Origin of the sequence: Candidatus Poriferisodalis sp. (assembly GCF_965198245.1) — a bacterium.
Lineage (GTDB): Bacteria > Actinomycetota > Acidimicrobiia > Acidimicrobiales > Poriferisodalaceae > Poriferisodalis.
Genome location: NZ_OZ240249.1, coordinates 4,188,103 through 4,205,885, shown reverse-complemented (window position 1 = coordinate 4,205,885; position 17,783 = coordinate 4,188,103). Strand labels below are relative to the sequence as shown.

Below are 17,783 nucleotides of genomic sequence, written 5' to 3'. Positions count from 1 at the left end.
TCGGCAGCGCGGTCCGCTGGCTGCGCCACCCACGCGCCCCAGTAGCCTCGCTCCCGTATGCGCCCCCCCGAGGACATGCCGCCTCCGTCTTCTGAACCGCCGGGGAGACCACAGGGTCCCCAAGGACCCCAAGGTCCCCGACGGGTGCCCCGCCGCCGAAACATCAACCGTTTCCGCCTGATCATCGGCATCGTCATCGGCGCCGGGCTGATCCTGCTGCTGTCCATTCGCGGCCTCGCCGGCTTCTACACCGACTACCTGTGGTTCGACAGCCTGGGCTTCGCCTCGGTGTGGTGGAAGGTGCTGTGGGCCAAGATCGGCCTCGGCCTGCTGTTCACAGCGATCTTCTTCGTCCTGCTGTGGGTGAACCTGTTCATCGCCGAGCGCCTCGCCGCCAAGTCGGCTCCTCCAGGCCCGCCCGAGGACATCGCCGCCCGCTGGCGTCAGATGAGCCGCCGGCGCCGCGGCCTCATTCGTCTCGCCGTAGCGCTGATCCTGGCGTTCATGGTCGGCTCGGGCGTCTCGGGCCAGTGGGAAGCGTGGCTGTTCTTCATCAACAGCACCGAATTCGGCCTCGCTGACCCGCAGTTCGGCCGCGACGTCGGCTTCTACATCTTCCGCCTGCCGTTCTTCAATTTCCTGATCGGCTGGGCCTTCGCTGCCGTTCTGGTGACGTTCATCTTCACCACCATCTGGCACTACCTGAACGGGGCAATCCGGGTCCAAGCACCCGCAGGCAGCCGGGTCATACCGCAGGTGAAGGCGCACCTGTCGCTGCTGCTGGGCCTGCTGGCGCTCATCAAGGCCGTCGGGTACTACTTCGACCAATTCGAGCTGACACTGTCGACGCGGGGCTTCGTGGACGGCGCCACCTACACCGACGTGAACGCGCAGCTGCCGGTCCTGCGGCTGCTCATGATCATCAGCATCTTCAGCTTCTTGCTGCTGATCGTGAACATCTGGCGGCGCGGCTTCACCTACCCGGTGATCGCGGTGGCGTTGTGGGCGGTCGTTGCCGGCTTGGCGGGAGCGGCGTACCCGGCCATCGTGCAGCGCTTCCAGGTGGAGCCCTCGGAGTCCACCCGGGAGGCGCCTTACATCGAGCGCAATATCGACATGACCCGCATCGCGCTCGGGCTCGACGACGTGACGTCGAGTGAGTTCCAGTACGAACCAGAACTGACGGTCACCGACATCGAGAACAACTTCGAAACGGTCCGTAACGTGCGCCTGCTTGACCCTGCGGTCATGCGGGACACGTTCCAGCAGACCCAGGGCATCAAGAGCTTCTACGACTTCCGCGACATCGACGTGGACCGGTACGAGATCGACGGCCAGGTCACCCAGATCGTGCTGGCGGCCCGCGAGCTTCGACCCACCGAGCTGCCGACCGACACGTGGGAGACCGAGCACGTCGCCTACACCCACGGCTATGGCGTGGCGGCGGCGCCGGCCAATGCGGTGGACGCGAACGGCCGGCCGGCGTACGCACTGGGCGACATCCCGAATGTGATCTCTGCGGGTGCTGAGGCCTTGGAGCTGGACGAGCCCGGGCTGTATGTGGGCGAGGATCTGCCCGGCTACGCCATCGTGGGCGCCCGGCGTGCCGAGGTCGACTTCCAGGACGACGACGACCGCACCGAGACGACCCGCTACGACGGTGAAGACGGGGTAGGCATCGGCGGCATTCTGCGGCGGCTGGCGTTCGCAATGCGTTTCGCCGAGCCGAACCTGCTGGTCTCGGGTGAGATCACCGGCGACAGCCGGATCCTCTACAACCGTGACATCACCGATCGGGTGCGTCTGCTGGCGCCGTTCCTGTCCTATGACAACGACCCCTATCCGGTCGTCCTCGACGGGAAGGTGCAGTGGGTGCTCGACGCCTACACGACCACGTCGCAGTTCCCGTATGCGCAGCGGACCAATTCACGGGCGGCGACGCCCGGAAGCGACCTGCGTCAGCCGCTGAACTACGTGCGCAACTCCGTCAAGGCCGTGGTGGACGCCCACGACGGGACGGTCACGTTCTATGTGGTGGACGACGACGATCCGATCGTGCAGTCCTACATCAAGCAGTTCCCTGCGCTGTTTGCCGATGGCCCGCCGCCGGCCGAGCTGCGTGAGCACTTCCGGTACCCGGAGGACCTGTTCCGGGTGCAGACCGATGCGTGGGGCCGTTACCGCCTGGACAGGCCGTCGGAGTTCTACGACGCGGCCGGTGCGTGGGCGGTTGCGCAGGACCCGGGCGATTCGATCGGGCAGACGACGGTCGAGACGGTGCGTGACGAGACGACTGGGCAGGTGATTGCCACCGTCGAGGCTCGGATTTCGCCGCAGTACTTGCTGTTCCGATTGCCGGGGGACGACTCTGCCTCGTTTGTGATCTTCCGGCCGTTCGTGCCGTTCTCCGAAGACGACTCTCGTAAGAACCTCGAAGGCTTCATGGTGGTCCACAACGATCCGGACCGGTATGGCCAGATCCAGGTGTTCGAGATCCGTTCCGATCAGCCGATCGACGGTCCGGCACTGTTCAACTCGAACATCCAGACCGAAGAGGAGATCTCCGAGCGTCTGACGCTGCTGAACCAGAACGGCTCGGTGGTGCGGCCCGGCAACCTGCTGCTGATCCCGGTGGAGAACTCGCTGCTGTATGTGCGGCCGCTGTTCATTGCGGCGACCGGGCCGACGGCGGTGCCCGAGCTACAGCTGGTGATTGCCGGCATCGGTTCGAACGTGGCGATCTCCGAGACGTTCGAGGGAGCGCTCGAGAAGGCGATCGGCGGAGCTGACATCGACATCGGGAACGGGACGATACGGCTGGACGGTGCCGCGCCCGCCGCGACGCCCGAGGTCGAGGATGAGCCGGCGCCTGCCGCGCCTGCCGACGACGAGCCAGAGCCGTCCGTGGATACCGACACGGTGAGCAACCTGCTCGAGCGGGCCGCGAGTGCCTTCAACCGGGCCGATGCGGCGCTGCGCGAAGGCGACCTCGCGGCCTACCAGGAGGCAGTCGACGAGGCCGAGCGCTTTATCGCCAGGGCCGCCCGCATTCTCGAACAAGCCGCCACCGGCTAAGAGCGTGAGCGGATAGGTGGCGATGCCCGGCAGCCCCGACGGCTTGGACTTTGCGCAGAAATGCCGCCACAGACGGCAAAATTGCACAAAGAAAGCGTGACAACAAGTTTCCGAGACGTCACCTATCCGCGCGGCCTCTAAGCCCGCGCTCAGCGACGCATCCAATAACCCGCTCGCGCTCAGGGCGGCTGTGCGAACCCGTCAAGTGGCGCGGGCCACGAGGCGAACGTCGGCATCGAGAGCGTCAGCGATCCGCTGCAGCGTGCGCGCAGTGGGGCTCATCGCACCGCGTTCAATTCGGCAGATATCGGCCTGATTGACACCGCACTGCGCAGCCAATTGGGCTTGGGTCAGGCTGTGCTTCTCGCGTAGCTCAACGACCTGCATGGCAATGCTGTATGCCTGCGCGAGCACCTCGCCGCGTGCTGCCGCGTCTGGACCAACGCGCGCTCGGCGCGCCGCAACCACTTCGTCGTAGGCGCGTGCCATCAGCGGCGACCTCCCATACGTTATTATGGTGAATTACACATATCAAGTCAATCGCAGGATCGCCGCTCGCGGCGCTGGCGCACCTTGAACTGCACGAGCAATCGCCGGGCTTGAGCCATTCGGTTCGCACGAGCTCGAGACCACGGACTGCGAGAACATGGCGTATTGCCGCGTCGAGAGCCACGAACTTGAAGTCTGAGAGGCCATCGGTGAATCGCTCGAACGGGACGGTGCCGTCGTCGGCCTCGAACACCTCCGGCCTCCACCAGCCCTCCACCTGGCGGACCGTAGCTAGGCCGCTTTGGAACGCCCGTGTGGTTTTCGGGAGTCAGTGCGCCCCGTCGGGGAATCTCTCGACAGCTGATGGCGCAACGCGGAGCAGGCAGTTGGAGTCCACGGCCTTGCTGGCTTCGAACGGCCGCTGGTAGTGTTGTCGCTCTCGCCGCGGGGTGGAGCAGTCTGGAAGCTCGTCGGGCTCATAACCCGAAGGTCGCAGGTTCAAATCCTGCCCCCGCCACCAAGGGGTCTTGGCCAGTGCACCCCATTTGTGTTGGCCAGTTCCATTGGAAACGGGCCGATTCGGCCCGTTTCTGCGCGTTTCGGCACCGGTTTCGGACTTGTTGACGTGCTGTCTTGGCGGTTCGCGCAAATCAGGCCGCTGGCTGTGTGTGGACGCGCGCGGCGAAGCAGACGGCTTGGTGGCCGTCTGCCTCATTGAGCTATTGGTCTTGAGCTATGTCGGTGGCGGCGGGCGTGCGGGGGAGTCGGGCGCATCGCCGGCTGGCTGGCTCGAGGCCGGTTGGTCGGCGTCTTCCCGTTGTTCGGGTGTGTTGGTTGCGGTACGTGTTTTGTTGGCGGTTCGCCGAGCCTGCTTTGTGGCTTTGAGTTCTTCTTCGCCCTTGCGGGTGAGCTTGAGGTTGTACCAGACGGCTTGTGCTAGGCACATGATGTGGCGGGCGGCGCTGCCCATGATGCGGTTGACCTTCTTGGAGAGGCCGTTCTCGTCCTTGATCTGGGCGAAGATGTTCTCGGCGGGATTGCGCTGTCCGTAGACCTGGTCGTGCAGCGGTGTGCCCCACGGTGGCCACTGGAAGTAGTCGAGGTCTTCGACGATTGCGGTGATGAGTCCCTGGTGGAGGATCTCCTGGGGGAGGTTCTTGAAGATCCCGGTGAGGTCCGCCGGCGGCGGGTACAGGGGCTGTCGTCTCGGCCCGGCGGTCCGGTTGGGGTCGATGTTGAGGCGTCCGTCTCGGGTGGGCGACGAGAGTTGCTTGGCGCCGCCGTCGAGGTGCCGGTGGACTCTCAGCCCGAAGCGTTGGGCTCGTTCGGTGTAGAACTCCCGGAGCTCCTCGCCCTTGAGTCCTGCCGGGGGTTTGCGCCAGTTGGGCGGGGTGCAGGCGTGCAGGAAGGTGCCGGCGTGGAGGAACGCGGGATAGCCGCTGGGGCCGAGCCTGACTGGCTTGACGCCCGTGCGTGCTGGTTCCTTGTAGTCCATGGTGATGTCGATGTTGATGGTGTGGATTGGGCGGTTGAAGCTCGGTCCGAGCTGGCTGTAGCCGCGGTCCACGACGAGCTTTGAGATGTTCGGGCACAGGCTCAATGCGTCTTCCATGGCATCGATGCCCGTCGTGGCGACGTTGGCGGCGGCGGTCTCGAATATCAGCGACACCACATAGGGAGGCACAGGGGGACCGAACTTCACTGTCTTGGTGCTGCGGGTCAGGTGCCAGGACCTCACTGCGATGCCAGTCGTGAGGAAGTAGCCGTAGAACGGGCCGGGTCCGTGCTCTGAGTTGCCGCTGCGATGGCTGAGCGTCGCGTCAGGGTCCGAGCCGTGGCGGCCGTCGTCGTCGGGTTGTTTCCATCTGGCCCATGAGGGAACGGCGGTTGCGTCCATCGCGACGTGTTCGATCATTCGGGCGATGCGCGGCGGCATTGATGCATAGATGAGGGCAGTGGTGAACCAGCGCAGGTGGCAGTGGGTGCCGTCCTCGTCGGTCCAGCCTTCGCGCAGGGCTTGCTCGAGGCGTCGGGCCTGCTTGCACACGACGTCGTAGGAGATGGGCTTGAGCAGCGCGTCCAGCGGCTGCACGCCGAGGTCCACGGCGTCTTGGGGTTCCAGGCTCGCCAGAAAGTTGGCGACATGTGTGCGCCAGTAGGTGTTCCATTCGCCGGCGACGTAGAACAACGCGATCAGCAGAGTGCGCACGCTCAGCCGCGGTTTGGGTCCGCTTCGCCGAAGCTTGCGCTCGAGGTAGGGAAGCACGCCTGCGGCCTCGAATAGCATCTTGAGTTCGCGGATGTGCCTGCCGTCGGGCGTCTTGCGGAACACGGTGGACTGGGGATGACCTGGAGGCTCCTGATGTGCCTTCAGTCGGGCCACGATCTGTGCATCCGTGAGCTCGCCGGCCGCGTGGTGCCGTTTGGACGGGGTCAGTCGGCGGCTCATGCTGTGAGCCCCCTGATGGCTGTGCCGACGGGGTCGGCCGGTTCGGCGCAGTGGGCGAGCATCTGTTGGAGATAGGAGCCGGTGATCGGTCCGGCGATCTCGTGCAGGACGTCGAGCGGGGTGCCTGCGTTGATGTGCGCGCACACGAACGTCGCCCTGGCGCGGTGCAGCTTCAGCCGCCCGAGACCGTCGACGGCGAGTCGCGTTGCGAGTCTCGACGGCGCTGCAGGATTGTCGCTCTCGAAGAACCGGTCGCCGCCGCACAGGTCGCGGGCCTCGATGGCGAGGGCGGTGTACCGCTCGCGGATGGGGACGATTCGCTGCCGGTCGCGCTGAATCTCGATGCCGAGCCGTCCCGCGTCGAGACTCACCAGATCGCCCGGACCGAGCCCGTAGGCCTCAGTTCCTCGCAGCCCCGCGCCGAGCGTCGCGGCGACCAGCCACAGCCGTTCGCAACGCCGCTTGCGGCCCGCCATCAAGGCGGACTCGCGGAACGAGAACTCGTCGACCGCCGAGTACGGCACCACGGCATCTCTCGCCCCGACCGACACAGGACCGTCGGGCCACAGCTGCGGGCTGACCTCCCGCCCGACGCGACGCAGCACAGAACGCACTTGGGCGCGCCAGCCGTCGGACCAGCCACGGGCAGGGTCCATGGTGAACGCTTCGACGTTGCGGGGATGCAGCACGTAATCGGGATCGGCGGTGCCGAGCTCGCCCTCGGACCACAGCAGCGCATCGGTCACGATCCGCAGCCACGCGGTCGCCGAGGATCCCGACGGCGGGCCGGTGCGGGTCACCCACTCGCGTGCAGTCGCCAACAAGTGAGTCGCAGAAATGGACCGTTCGTCTCTGGGGCACCAGAGCTCGATGGCGAGCGCGATGTGTTCCGGGTCGTCGCCTGTGACACCTTCAGGGCGTCTGCGCTGCCGCGACGTGTTCGCCAGTTCCGCGATCGCACTGTCAGACGGCAGCGACCCTGTGGCGATCGCGGCCTGAACGGCCCGAGGGACTGCCCAGCGGCGCTGCTTCTTCGACAGCCGAGACTGACCCGGCCGACGACCCGTATCGGGATCTGCCCAGTCTCCGTCGCACCAGGCAACGAACATCTGTAGGGCGACGTTGTCCCAGCGGTCACCGGCAACGCGAGCCAAGTACTCCAGCAGGCTCTTCGCGAGCCACAGCAGATTGCTCCTGGTTGCGGGACTCAGCCCGTCGATCTTCCGCAGCTCGGCGAGGATCAGCGGGATCGACCCACGGATGCTCCCGCTCGCCTCGCGGCCGCGGGAGGCCTCGTCAGCCGAGACGGCTGCCGTCTCCGGCCGGCCCTTGTCTCCTTGGGCCCCGCCGGCGGCGATGCCCGTCACAGCAGCACCTCGAAACCGCGCGCGTCCCGGTGGTGGCACCTGGCGGTCTGCGGGGCCGCATCGACGACGGGTCGGTAAGTTCTCATTTGCCGGGTTCAGCAGCCGCGGTGTCGCTTGCCGAAATGGCGACCGGCACTGCGGCTGCTACCTCTGAGCAGTAATCACGTGCACCCACTGGGAGCGCCGCGATTGCCAGGTCGAAGCGCAACTCCTCAGTGTCTATGCGGCTCAGCGCATGAATCAGAAAAATCAACTCATCTGGGTATCGCGCGCGGACCCCGAAGGGCGCACAGCGCCGGGGCGCAAGTGACTCGGGTCCGCGAAGGGGCGCTCGCGGCGGGGGGAGCTGAGAGCGTTAGCTGTCGCTAGCGGCGGTTCGATCCAGTCGCGCTCTCGGACGAGGACGGGGCAATACGCGCCGTCGATTCGCGCGACGATGCGAGCCGAGGAACCCGAACCATGGCCCGCATCGTCTCCCGAAGACTCGTCGAAACGTGGACCCTCCAAGCGCTGTTCACTGCCCTGGGACCCGAGACTTGGATCTGCACACACGAGGACGCGAACAGCATCAGCCACTGGCCGGACGCGCTCGCCAAGTGGTTCATCGTCAAGCCGACCACGCCCGAGCAGATTCCGTCTGCGGACGCCCAGCCGCCCTCAACTGGATCCATCGACTCCTACATCAGGATCAACCTGGAGCTGGTCGCCGCGCATGACGCAGGCTTCCGCGAACTCAATCACCCAGACGTCATCTACGTGATACCGGACCTGTCCCAGTGGCTGACCGCCGGCTGGGAAACCAGGACCCAGACGGGTGTCGCCCCTCCTGCGATCGAGCACTTCGTGAAGCACTCCGTCGCCATCGGCGCGAGCAGACTGCTGTCACAGCTGCAACACCGCAAAGGCAGCCGCACCGCGAAAGTCCAATTCCATCAAGGCCAGCTCACGTACCGGCCCCACGCCACCCAGCACGCCGTCGCGCTCGAGACCGTGCCTCTGTGGCAGCTGCTGGCACAGCTGTTCCAATGCAAAGAACCCGCCGGGCTCGCCCTGAGACGAACCCCACGAGGACAGCCACGCCTCCACACCGACGACACCGACACGATCCACACCCGCGACATGACCATCGGCACCAACAACATCGACCGAGCCATCAGAAAGGTCAAGCACAGCCCCCCGGACCTGATCCTGTACGTAGGACAAATCCGCACCAAGCCCCGTCTTGGAGCTGATGCACGACCACGAGTCCGACGGTCACCCGACTCGAGATGGAACCTCCGGGAAATGCGATTCGCCCGGAACCGACGGCGCGGATCTGGGGGATCCTGACCTGCCTCTGCATCTGCTTGCCGGGAGCAGAAGCGGAACAAGAGCGAGTCTGCAGAGACATGTGAGCGCGAGCAGGCAAGGTGCCACCGTAAAGGTGGCCATGTCGGACCAATTCCACGACAACACCTACATCCCGAGGCGCAGAGACGGAAGCAGCGCGCAGCGGGGCTGTGCATTCTTGAGCAATGAGCGGAGTGGAAGCCCAGTCGGATGCGGTGACCAAAGGCAGTGGTGCGGGCGTAGGGATGACGGCTCTAAATGGCGGGCGGTCTGTGTGTCAGTGCGCCATGCTCTGGGTCCCCTGCATTTGGAAGGAGCACGGTAATGAGCGGTTATGTGACTTTCAAGGAAGATCGTCGTGACGGGAGACGCGTCGAGTTGCGGGCGGTTGCATCCGCGCGACGTCTGCCGCCGGACAATGCAGCCGACTATGCATGGCAAGTGAAACTAGGTGGCGGAGGCGGGCAAGCACCTCCCGCCAGCTCAGTCGTGTACTTCGAAATAGGCGACACCTACCCGATGTCGTCGATCAGGCGTCTCACGCTAGTCAGCGAGTCAACGTACGAACAGATTCAACGCAGCGCCGACGTAGCTCGTTTCCGTCCGTATGGCGAATTCGCTGCAGCCGCCAGACAGGACGCGTGACCGAAAGAGTCGGTGCCAAGACGTGGATTGCGACGCTGAGGACATGCCGGTGAGCGACCACGGCGGAATCCGGCAACGAGCGCGGAGCTTGGCCTTCGTTCCTTGGAGTTCGCTCTGGAACGCTCCCAGCCGGCGGCGACTGTCATCCCACCTACGAACCCTGCCTGTCGAACCTGCCCGACAATGCACTCAACTGCGGCGGCCTCGCCAATGACCAGGAGGTGCTTCGCCGGTGCCGCGCTGCGGTCGCTGAGGTGCGTGTCAGCTTCTATGACCGAGGGTTCGAATAGTCCCCACCCACTCTCATCTGCTGTGAATGGGTAGTTGTGCTCCGCGAAAGTAGCGGTCGTGGCGTGTCGCGTCTTCGGCGGCGGCGACCAAGCCTTCGAGGTGTCCGCTGAGCCCCAGCGCTTGAGCACCGAAACGCCGGGCCAAGAGGTAGGCGAACACAGCATCTTCGTAGATGAACACGGAGCCACGGCTCCGGTCGTTGGTGTAGTCGTGCTTGGACGGGTTCCCTACGAGCCTCATGAATTCGCCTGCGCCGGCGAGCGCGTCTGAGGGCATGAGATTCTTCGCAGCAGGGGTGCCGAGGAGCGCTCCGAGAGGCCGCTTGGCATCGCTCTTGTCCAGCGCCTTCTTGACGCAGCCTTCGAGATGCGCTGTCGCCATCTGAACGACAGAACGCACATGAATGGGGTCGCCCCAAGCCAAGCTGAGATACACGGGTACGTACCGGAGCGGCCTCAGGACCGCTTCGAACTCGTAGTCGAAGGGGTAGTCGTACTTGTCATTTCCATCCCACACAGCTGTGTGAATGCCGACACCGGGGATCTGTCGATCGACCTCTATCAGGAAGTTGTGGACCTGCGGGTTGAACGGAGGGGATGAGGCTTCCAGTTGAGCGAGCTTGGCGTGCATAGGGGTGTAGTCAGGCAGATGGTCCCGTGCCAGTGATTCGAGCCGGGATGCCTCAGGCATGGTCGGCTGCGGGCGGGGTGATGACGCCAGTATCCGGATTGCAGTCGCATCGTCGGGGAGAGCGGGGCGTATCGAGCGCTCCAACTGCGACAGCCGGTCGGCCTCGCCGAGCAGCCGTTCGATCTCAGCGACACGGACTGCGTACTCATCGTCAGTCGGCCCGTCACAGATCTGCGTGTAGTGCAACTCAGCCAAGCGACACGCGGTCTCATAGCGGACAGCGAGTTCCCATGCGACGAATCGGTGGCCGGGATGGCGGGTGCTCACATCCCAGCCGTCGTCGCGCTCGAAAACGAAACTCTGCGCCGTGTCGTAGAACAGCAGCTCAGAAGGCCAGATCCCAGGAAGCAGAACATCCTTGGGGCGACGTCGTGGGAGCAATCTCATGGTGATGCACCATAAGGACGTGTCGTGTCGCCCGGTTGGGATCTCCGTGCCCTGACGTCTCCGCATTAGCTTCAGGGCACGGTGCCTCACCTGGCATCCACCGCCACCGTTCGACGAGTCCTCTGCATGCTGCCGTGTGAGGTCGCGGAGAGCATGCGATGCCGAGGCTCTCGCGAAGAATGATCGAGGTAAGCGATGTCTGACGACAGATTCGGCGTGGCCGAACGCCGATCTCGGGATCGAATGTACGCCGCAGCTCGATCTGTAGAGAAGGAAGCCGACGAGATCAGGAAGGGGATTGGGATTGAGGCCAAGAAGGCACTGGATGAGATGGTCTCAGAGACCCGCTCAGACCTCGCTGGGCTCGACAACGAGATCGCCACGGCAATAGAAGCGGCGGGCGCGAACAGGGCTCGCTCTAAGGAGCTCTTGGAAAGCATCGAAGAGGTGCATCGGATCTCGACGGAGACAGCCTTGGGCGGATCACACAGCGACACAGCGCACGCTGAGGGCGAACTCGCTGCGCAGTGGCACGAGAGATCGATCAGGTACCGATGGGCAGCCGTTGCTGCTGCCGTCGCGACGACGGCCCTGAACGTCGTGTCACCCGCCGAGGGTTGGGAATGGGCGTTCCGCAGTCCTGCCGGGGCTGGTGTCGCAATCCTCATCTGGATGTCGAAGTACGCATCGGACCAAGGGGAACAGCACCGAGTGGCGGGCTTGATCTTCAGGCATCAAGCCTTGGCGTTCTTGGCTCTTGGCCGCTTCGCTCAGAACATGGCGGATGAGAGCGTCGTCGGGGAGCACGACTCGGATGCGGTCAACCCGTCACAGCAGTTCCTGCTGGATGTCGCAAAGCCGTTGTTCACTGAGCAGATTGATGCGCTTGTGGAGCGCAGCAAGGTACGGACCAGACGGACGTTGCGATGGCGACGCTCTGACGGCGAAAGCGCCTTGGCAGCCGATACCGACTAGGTGTCACTTCGCCTGAGGTTGTGTGCGCTGCTACCTCTAACCCCAATCGGGCTCGCAAGAGAGTGTCGACGGCGACGGTTCGGGGACGTCGAGGCACAGGTCCGGGTCGGATTCGGTCAGTTCCCGGCTGGCCTCGACGTAGATGTCGGCGATCTGCCGGAACGCCTCGGCCACGGCCGGGTTGTGGGCCGGTCGGTGGGGGTCGCCGGTTGCCGACACGGGTTCAGCGTAACTGGAGCTGCCAGACAGGCCGGCCGGATCGACAGGGGGATCGTCGCTCTGCCCGGGTCGCGGATGGCGTTGTGGCGACAAGTTCCGCTTCGATGAGTCAGGTCCCGGTTGCGCCGTCTCGCTCCGAAGTGGGACCGACTGAGCGTGCGGGCGCGTCGGCCCCGGTCGGCACGGCGACGATCCCGGAACCGTGACTGCTGCGGCAAACGGCCGGGTTTGCGCTTCTGGATGACGGTCAGCGCTCCAGCTTCGAGAATCACCGCTCCGCGAAGAATCGCTCGCGCATTGCGGCGACACTGTCGGGGTCTGGTGGACCGGACTCGGTTTCCCACTCGTCCATGAAGCTCGCGAGGGGCGCGTCGGCGGGTCTGCTCTTTGGCAAGCATCGCTCGTTCTTCGTCGCTGAGGCGAACGCTGATTGTGTCGGCCATCCCCGCAACCTAGAACAAGCGCTCTTGAGCGCAATCCGCAATTTCGCTGTCTCGCCTTCCGGGTCGGCGAGGGCGCCGTATCCCGTTACCTGCAGAAAATCTTGAGCGTCGGCTGTGTGCTGAGCAGCGCAGTGTGGTTGGACCGTCCGTCTTCGGCGAGTCCGATCACTTCGGTGCGGTCGCTGATTCGTTCGCGGTTGGCTTGGTGCCAGTGGTCGTGCAGCACGAGCTCGGGCTGCGAGCGGTCGACGGCTTGGACGTCACGACTGACCAGATTGCCGCCCACCTGCTAGATCCTGTGTCAGGATGGAATACAGATACTTGGGAGCGCTCCGCGTGGGATCCCAACGTCATAGGCAAGACAGGAGAGTGCGGCCTTGGCTCCACCCGATTTTACCGAAACGGCATGACAGCGACGGGCTTCCCCACGTTTGACCGCCCCCCAGTCGTAGAAGTCGGGCTCATCGCACAGTTCGCGGAACCGCTGCCATGGGAACACGCAGACTCACTTGCAGCCGCATGGCCCGACTACGAACGCCACTCGCGACAGGTGCTTACCAGGATGGATCTGCTGCCTGAAAGCGGAGCCACCGCGGACGAAGACGCACCCGGCGAGCGGCTGTGGCTGGAGAACGCACCCGGCAGCAGGGTGGTGCAGATCCAACCGGACCGTCTCATGGTCAACTGGTCCGACGACGACCCCACCGAGGACTACCCACGCTACGAACAGATACGAGAATTCTTCGAGAAGGCATGGCAGCACGTCGAGAGCGTCGCCGGGACGCCTTTGGAGCCCGACATCTGCGAAGTGTTCTACCTCAACTACATCACCGCACAAAACGGCTGGACCGGCCCAGAGGACACCGCCTCGATCGTTGCCCCGTGGAGCGGCGAAATGAGCAACGACTTTCTGTCCGAGCCCTACAGAGCGGCGACGTACCTGCACTTTCACGTCCCCGAACCGTGCCAATGGCTCGACATAGAAATTGGCCCCGTCACTGTCGAAGAAGAACGCATGCTCATCATCCATCTCGCCTCGCGCGGCCTTGCCCCGTCGCTCGGCCTCGACGGTGCGCTCGCGGTCCTGAACGCAGCCCATGAACAGATCGTCAAGGGTTTTGTGTCCCTTACAACTGAGCACGCCCACGCCATATGGGGGTTGGAGCGATGAGCACCCAGTCCAGGTCCCGCATCAAGACACCCGGAATCGTGACAGCGAGGAACAGTCCAGGCCGCAACGCACGATCATCGGGGCAGACGATCAGACTGTTGGGGACACGGGCACACGTACACATCTCACCGTCCAGCGCAAGACGCGGCACCAAACCGCGTCGAAAGCCCAGCCAACGAAATGACGCGCCGACTGCTGTGCCACAGCCGCCCTCTCGGGTCGGCGCATCGCCGTTCGGAGGCAGCACACTTGCGGAAGCCCGCAAACTCGAAGAGGCATACCACCAAGATTGGGTGCAGCGAGGCTCACAACGCGAGAACGAGATGTCACTTGACGAACTCGCGGAAGCTCTGTCGCGCCGCCGAAGCGAACGGTGAGATCGCCTGACGGATGGAATTGGGTTTATCCCGACGGCGGCGTAGAACGTCTTGCTGAGATGTTGCAGGGCTACGACGAGAACGAACACGAGGCTGCGCTAGAAGCGATGAGAATCGTGAAACGCCAGTCCACCGCTGAGATGCCTGGCCAACAGGTCCCCGACCAGTCAGACATCACAAGGCGCTACCACGTACATGCTGGTTGGTATGTCGAGTTCCGTGTTCTTCGTAGTCACCACCAACTGAGACTGATCTGGCTAGCACCAGCCGCCTAGATCTGAAACTGGCGGAGGTTGTTGAACGTCAGGGGTTCTCGTGAGAGAAAGTCCTGATGGACGACCGGGAGAAGCAACGCCACACCCAGCATCGCCTGGTGGCGTTTCGCCACGCTGATTGCGGAGTGTGTCGCGCCGGCTAGGTGTACGCGGCGACCAGTGACGTCTTTGTGCTGAGCAGTGCGGCGTGGTTCTGTCGTCCATCCTCGGAGAGACCGATCACCTCGGTGCGCTCGCCGATGCGTTCACGATTGGCTTGATGCCAGTGGCCGTGCAGCACGAACTCGGGCTGGGTGCGGTCGACGGATTCGGCCAGCAGCCGTCGACCGTGTTCTGCTTCTCGCAGCACGTCGAAGGGGATGCCGGTCATGCCTGACTTGAGGCCTTGGACTTGTGCGGGGGCGTCGTGGGTGAACAGCACATCGAGCCGGCCGTCGAACTCCGCTTCGGTGTTCGCGATGAGCCGCTCGACATCATCCTCGTCGAGGGCTTCTTCGGGCCATCGGTAGTGGCGCACCTCTGGCAGTCGCTTGTCGGGCGACACGGCGCCGCCGAGCGCGCCGAATGCGTGGCTGTTCCAGCGCCAGACGCTGCCGCGCCACGCCCACCACAGCGACCCGCCCAGATGCAGCGGCCGCCGCGCCTGCATTGCTTCGCGGGCGGCGGGCGTGAGGGCGTATCGGCCGAGCGCCGGCCAGATCTCGTGGTTGCCGTCGATCACGATGATCGGCAGCGGCGAGTCGCAAGCAGCCTGCATGTAGTCGGCTTGGACGGAGCTGAAGCGGCTCCAGTGTCGATCCGCCAGCCAGAAATCGCCGACCTGCACGATCGCCTGCGCGCCGAGGTCGACGGCGCGGGTGATGGCGTCGGCGAGGTGTGTCTTGGTGCCGTGGATGTCGCCGACCACCAGCACGTCACAGACCGCGTCGGGGGCGACCTCGGCTGTGTCGTCCCACCTCTTGTCGGTCGTGAACTCGAACATGTCCCGCGCAGCCATCTCAACTCTCCGAGGCCATTGAACCGGCAGAGTCCGCTGAGCGGTCGGGTATGAGGCGGGCCACAGCGATCGTGGTGTTGTCGCTCAGACCTGTGACACGGGCGGCGTCCATCAGCGTGTCCGCCGCGTTCGAAGCGGTGCCGCGCCGATCCGCCGGCAACGCGAAGCCGAGGGAGTTGTCGTCGGGATCGTCGTCGAACCACTCACGGTAGTGAGTTTCGAGGACCGGGGGGATCAGCCCGTCACTGGCCAGCACCACCAACAGGCCACCGTTGTCGATCCACCTCTGGACATGCTCTTTGGGCAAGTCGTCGACCATGTGGTCCACGTGCCCGGGCGGCAGATCGAGACTGTCATCCCCGGCGCGGGACATGCCGATGCATCTGCTGACGAACCCCAACATGTCATGTGTGTTGCGTCTGACTTAACGCGACGGGATTCTGGTTCTTTCAGGTTGCATCTGAGATGGTGGCTGGCCTTGATCATGGAGGCCGTCAACGATGACGTCGATGCAGCGAGAGCCGAAGCGGATGCTGACAGCGGAGCAGAAGTACGACTTGTGGGTGCGGATGCTGTCGGGGCAGATTTCCCAAGCGGACGCCGCGGCCGAGGCGGGGGTGGATCGCTCGGTGGTCGCTCGGCTGCGCGCTGTGGCTCGCGACGGGGCGATCGCCGCTTTGCAGGCCTCCAGGCCGGGCCGGCCGCGCCAGTCCCGCGCCGAGGCGTCGGAGGCGGCCGCGTTGCGCGCCGAAGTCGAACGGCTCCAGTCCACGGTGATCGAGCAGGCGGTCGAGTTGGCGGTGCTGCGGGGAAAATCGCACTGGGGATGAGCGGCCCGATCCCCGCCCGCGTCGACGGGGCCGCCAAAGCAGCGCTGCTCGGCTTGATCGACGACGCTGTGCGCGCCGGCTGGAGTCTCACCCGGGCCTGCGCGGCCCTCGAGGTCGACCGGGCCAGGGTGTGGCGCTGGCGACAACGCCGAGCCGCCGGCCGCCTCGAGGATCTCGCTGCGGGCGGGAACCCGATCCATGGGCTCCTCGAGTGCGAAGAGGCCGAGATCTTGGCGCTGTTCGATGACTGGGGCGACATCGACCGCTCGCACCGCAAGCTCGCCCACCGCGGCTCCTACGAACAGCGAGTGTGGGTATCGCCATCGACAGTGGATCGGGTCCTGGCCCGTCACGGCCTTGCCCTGCAAGGAGATCCGCGGCCCGCGCGCAGCGTGAAGACGCCGTGGCCGGCCTGGCATGAATGGCGCCCGAACCAGCTGTGGTGCTGGGACGGCTCCCAGTTCGAACGCTGCGCTGCCGCCAAGCACGCGTACGCGATCGTCGACCTCGTCAGCCGCAAATGGATCTCCACCCACCTCACAGCCAACCCCGACTCGGTCGCCGCCCGGGTCCTGTTCAGCCGCGGTCTCGACAACGAAGGGCTGCTCACCAACGAGCTGCGGGCACGCCTCGACGACCCCGACGCCGAACCGCCCGACGACACCACGATCCCGTTGCTGCTGGCGATCTCGGACAACGGCACCGAGATGCGCGCCAACGAGACCCGCCGGTTCATGGCCCTGTGCTCGATCGCTCAACACTTCGGCCGCCCCTCCACACCGACCGACCAGGCCTGGATCGAGTCGCTGTGGGGCCACGCCAAACGCGAGCACCCCCACCTGACCACGATCACCGACCCGACCGTGCTCACCGCCGAACTCGAACGGATCCGAGCCCACCACAACAGCGTCCGGCTGCACGAAGCCATCGGCTACGTCACCCCCAACGACGAACACGACGGCCGCGGCGACACCATCCGCGCCGCCCGCCAGCACGGGATGCACACCGCCGACCAACAACGCCGAGCCTGGCACCGGAGCCAACGATGACCCAGACCACTACTCTCACCAACCACAACCCGCCAGCAACCCACCGACGCAGTCTGAACCCAACCCCAACCCGTCGCGAAGAGTCAGAAACACCTCATTGTCGGTCAACCAATACGTCGGCGCGCCGCCAAAGGCTCGCATCGCCCGATCCACACAGGCGATCACCGTGGGCAGGGTGCGGTCCCAGGTCGCGATCACCACCCGGAACCTCGACCACGCCAGCCACGCACAAAACAGATCCGTCCTTCGCCCAGAAATGACCGGACCCGCGCCCCGATCCCACTGCGCCCACATGCCCGGCTCGCCGATCCACGGCCGATACACCCGCCGCCGACCCGCCGCGAAGCTCTTCTTGGCCTCCGCCACTGCTCGGCGCACCGTGCGGTCCGAACCCTCGAACCCCAACGCCTTCAACTCGGCATAGCAACGATCGGCGCGGATCTTGCCACAGGAGCGCTCCACCCACTCCTCGATCTTCGCCATCCACGGATCGATGATCCGTTCCCGCCGCACCGGACCCGCACCCCCCAGCCGACCCTCGTCGCGCCTGGCCACATACGCGGCGACGGTGTGACGGGAACAACCGGCCAGCCCGCCGGCATCCCGCAACGACCCAGTCAGGTCGAACGCTTCCAACATGCTCATGATCTCCTCGCCAGACCTCACTCGCTCCTCCTGCTCGACGGCCACGGTCGCGGTGACCGGCCATTCGAGTAGGAACAGCA

The 17,783-nt window shown here is 65.0% G+C and carries 14 protein-coding genes, 1 tRNA gene and 1 pseudogene; 7 read left to right on the top strand and 9 right to left on the bottom strand.

From position 1 onward, the window contains the following. Positions 1-144 precede the first annotated feature (144 nt). Positions 145-3,075 (top strand): UPF0182 family protein, encoded by a 2,931-nt coding sequence (locus ACOCMM_RS18680; RefSeq protein ID WP_419554634.1) that lies wholly within the window; start codon positions 145-147, stop codon positions 3,073-3,075. A gap of 201 nt (positions 3,076-3,276) precedes the next feature. Here ACOCMM_RS18680 and ACOCMM_RS18675 read toward each other — a convergent pair whose 3' ends face one another. Beyond that, complete coding sequence (locus ACOCMM_RS18675) at positions 3,277-3,564, bottom strand: helix-turn-helix domain-containing protein (RefSeq protein WP_419554633.1); 288 nt, start codon at positions 3,562-3,564, stop codon at positions 3,277-3,279. 443 nt (positions 3,565-4,007) lie between these two features. Between ACOCMM_RS18675 and ACOCMM_RS18670 the strand changes: the two genes are divergently transcribed. Beyond that, a tRNA-Met gene (locus tag ACOCMM_RS18670) sits at positions 4,008-4,084 on the top strand. A gap of 213 nt (positions 4,085-4,297) precedes the next feature. On the opposite strand, the gene ACOCMM_RS18665 is transcribed toward ACOCMM_RS18670, so the two are convergent. Both ACOCMM_RS18665 and ACOCMM_RS18660 read right to left on the bottom strand, forming a co-directional pair. Continuing rightward, positions 4,298-6,013 (bottom strand): hypothetical protein, encoded by a 1,716-nt coding sequence (locus ACOCMM_RS18665; RefSeq protein ID WP_419554632.1) that lies wholly within the window; start codon positions 6,011-6,013, stop codon positions 4,298-4,300. Next, on the bottom strand, positions 6,010-7,380 hold the full coding sequence (locus tag ACOCMM_RS18660) for a hypothetical protein (protein ID WP_419554631.1): 1,371 nt from the start codon (positions 7,378-7,380) through the stop codon (positions 6,010-6,012). Before ACOCMM_RS18660 ends, ACOCMM_RS18665 begins: the two co-directional genes overlap by 4 nt. A gap of 459 nt (positions 7,381-7,839) precedes the next feature. On the opposite strand from ACOCMM_RS18660, the gene ACOCMM_RS18655 reads away from it, so the two are divergent. Next, on the top strand, positions 7,840-8,709 hold the full coding sequence (locus tag ACOCMM_RS18655) for a hypothetical protein (protein WP_419554630.1): 870 nt from the start codon (positions 7,840-7,842) through the stop codon (positions 8,707-8,709). 948 nt (positions 8,710-9,657) lie between these two features. Here the strand turns inward: ACOCMM_RS18655 and ACOCMM_RS18650 are convergent. Next, complete coding sequence (locus ACOCMM_RS18650; protein WP_419554629.1) at positions 9,658-10,722, bottom strand: hypothetical protein; 1,065 nt, start codon at positions 10,720-10,722, stop codon at positions 9,658-9,660. Positions 10,723-10,917: 195 nt separating this feature from the next. Between ACOCMM_RS18650 and ACOCMM_RS18645 the strand changes: the two genes are divergently transcribed. Then, complete coding sequence (locus ACOCMM_RS18645; RefSeq protein WP_419554628.1) at positions 10,918-11,697, top strand: hypothetical protein; 780 nt, start codon at positions 10,918-10,920, stop codon at positions 11,695-11,697. 36 nt (positions 11,698-11,733) lie between these two features. Here the strand turns inward: ACOCMM_RS18645 and ACOCMM_RS18640 are convergent, their stop codons facing one another. Both ACOCMM_RS18640 and ACOCMM_RS18635 read right to left on the bottom strand, forming a co-directional pair. Further along, complete coding sequence (locus ACOCMM_RS18640; protein WP_419554627.1) at positions 11,734-11,916, bottom strand: hypothetical protein; 183 nt, start codon at positions 11,914-11,916, stop codon at positions 11,734-11,736. 268 nt (positions 11,917-12,184) lie between these two features. Further along, positions 12,185-12,310, bottom strand: coding sequence for a hypothetical protein (locus ACOCMM_RS18635; RefSeq protein ID WP_419554626.1), 126 nt, complete (start codon positions 12,308-12,310; stop codon positions 12,185-12,187). 182 nt (positions 12,311-12,492) lie between these two features. Here ACOCMM_RS18635 and ACOCMM_RS18630 point away from each other — a divergent pair, with 182 nt between their 5' ends. After that, positions 12,493-13,530 carry a TIGR04255 family protein gene (locus ACOCMM_RS18630; protein WP_419554625.1) on the top strand — a complete coding sequence of 346 codons (1,038 nt, stop codon included), beginning with the start codon at positions 12,493-12,495 and terminating at the stop codon, positions 13,528-13,530. Between the two features lie 791 nt (positions 13,531-14,321). Here ACOCMM_RS18630 and ACOCMM_RS18625 read toward each other — a convergent pair. After that, positions 14,322-15,179 carry a metallophosphoesterase family protein gene (locus tag ACOCMM_RS18625; RefSeq protein ID WP_419554624.1) on the bottom strand — a complete coding sequence of 286 codons (858 nt, stop codon included), beginning with the start codon at positions 15,177-15,179 and terminating at the stop codon, positions 14,322-14,324. 1 nt (position 15,180) lies between these two features. Next, positions 15,181-15,552 (bottom strand): hypothetical protein, encoded by a 372-nt coding sequence (locus ACOCMM_RS18620; protein WP_419554623.1) that lies wholly within the window; start codon positions 15,550-15,552, stop codon positions 15,181-15,183. A gap of 136 nt (positions 15,553-15,688) precedes the next feature. Between ACOCMM_RS18620 and ACOCMM_RS18615 the strand changes: the two genes are divergently transcribed. After that, positions 15,689-16,009 carry a helix-turn-helix domain-containing protein gene (locus ACOCMM_RS18615; RefSeq protein ID WP_419551537.1) on the top strand — a complete coding sequence of 107 codons (321 nt, stop codon included), beginning with the start codon at positions 15,689-15,691 and terminating at the stop codon, positions 16,007-16,009. Then, positions 16,006-17,058, top strand: coding sequence for an integrase core domain-containing protein (locus tag ACOCMM_RS18610; RefSeq protein WP_419551538.1), 1,053 nt, complete (start codon positions 16,006-16,008; stop codon positions 17,056-17,058). The genes ACOCMM_RS18615 and ACOCMM_RS18610 overlap by 4 nt, the downstream gene beginning before the upstream one ends. A gap of 60 nt (positions 17,059-17,118) precedes the next feature. Here ACOCMM_RS18610 and ACOCMM_RS18605 read toward each other — a convergent pair. Then, positions 17,119-17,724, bottom strand: a pseudogene (locus tag ACOCMM_RS18605) (IS21 family transposase); the annotation flags it as partial. Positions 17,725-17,783 lie beyond the last annotated feature (59 nt).

Bases quoted from the DNA above. Each gene is read 5' to 3' on its own strand.
- ACOCMM_RS18675 (WP_419554633.1), bottom strand. From the start codon at position 3,564: ATGGCACGCGCCTACGACGAAGTGGTTGCGGCGCGCCGAGCGCGCGTT.
- ACOCMM_RS18665 (WP_419554632.1), bottom strand. From the start codon at position 6,013: ATGAGCCGCCGACTGACCCCGTCCAAACGGCACCACGCGGCCGGCGAG.
- ACOCMM_RS18655 (WP_419554630.1), top strand. From the start codon at position 7,840: ATGGCCCGCATCGTCTCCCGAAGACTCGTCGAAACGTGGACCCTCCAA.
- ACOCMM_RS18650 (WP_419554629.1), bottom strand. From the start codon at position 10,722: ATGAGATTGCTCCCACGACGTCGCCCCAAGGATGTTCTGCTTCCTGGG.
- ACOCMM_RS18645 (WP_419554628.1), top strand. From the start codon at position 10,918: ATGTCTGACGACAGATTCGGCGTGGCCGAACGCCGATCTCGGGATCGA.
- ACOCMM_RS18625 (WP_419554624.1), bottom strand. From the start codon at position 15,179: ATGGCTGCGCGGGACATGTTCGAGTTCACGACCGACAAGAGGTGGGAC.
- ACOCMM_RS18620 (WP_419554623.1), bottom strand. From the start codon at position 15,552: ATGTCCCGCGCCGGGGATGACAGTCTCGATCTGCCGCCCGGGCACGTG.
- ACOCMM_RS18615 (WP_419551537.1), top strand. From the start codon at position 15,689: ATGCAGCGAGAGCCGAAGCGGATGCTGACAGCGGAGCAGAAGTACGAC.
- ACOCMM_RS18610 (WP_419551538.1), top strand. From the start codon at position 16,006: ATGAGCGGCCCGATCCCCGCCCGCGTCGACGGGGCCGCCAAAGCAGCG.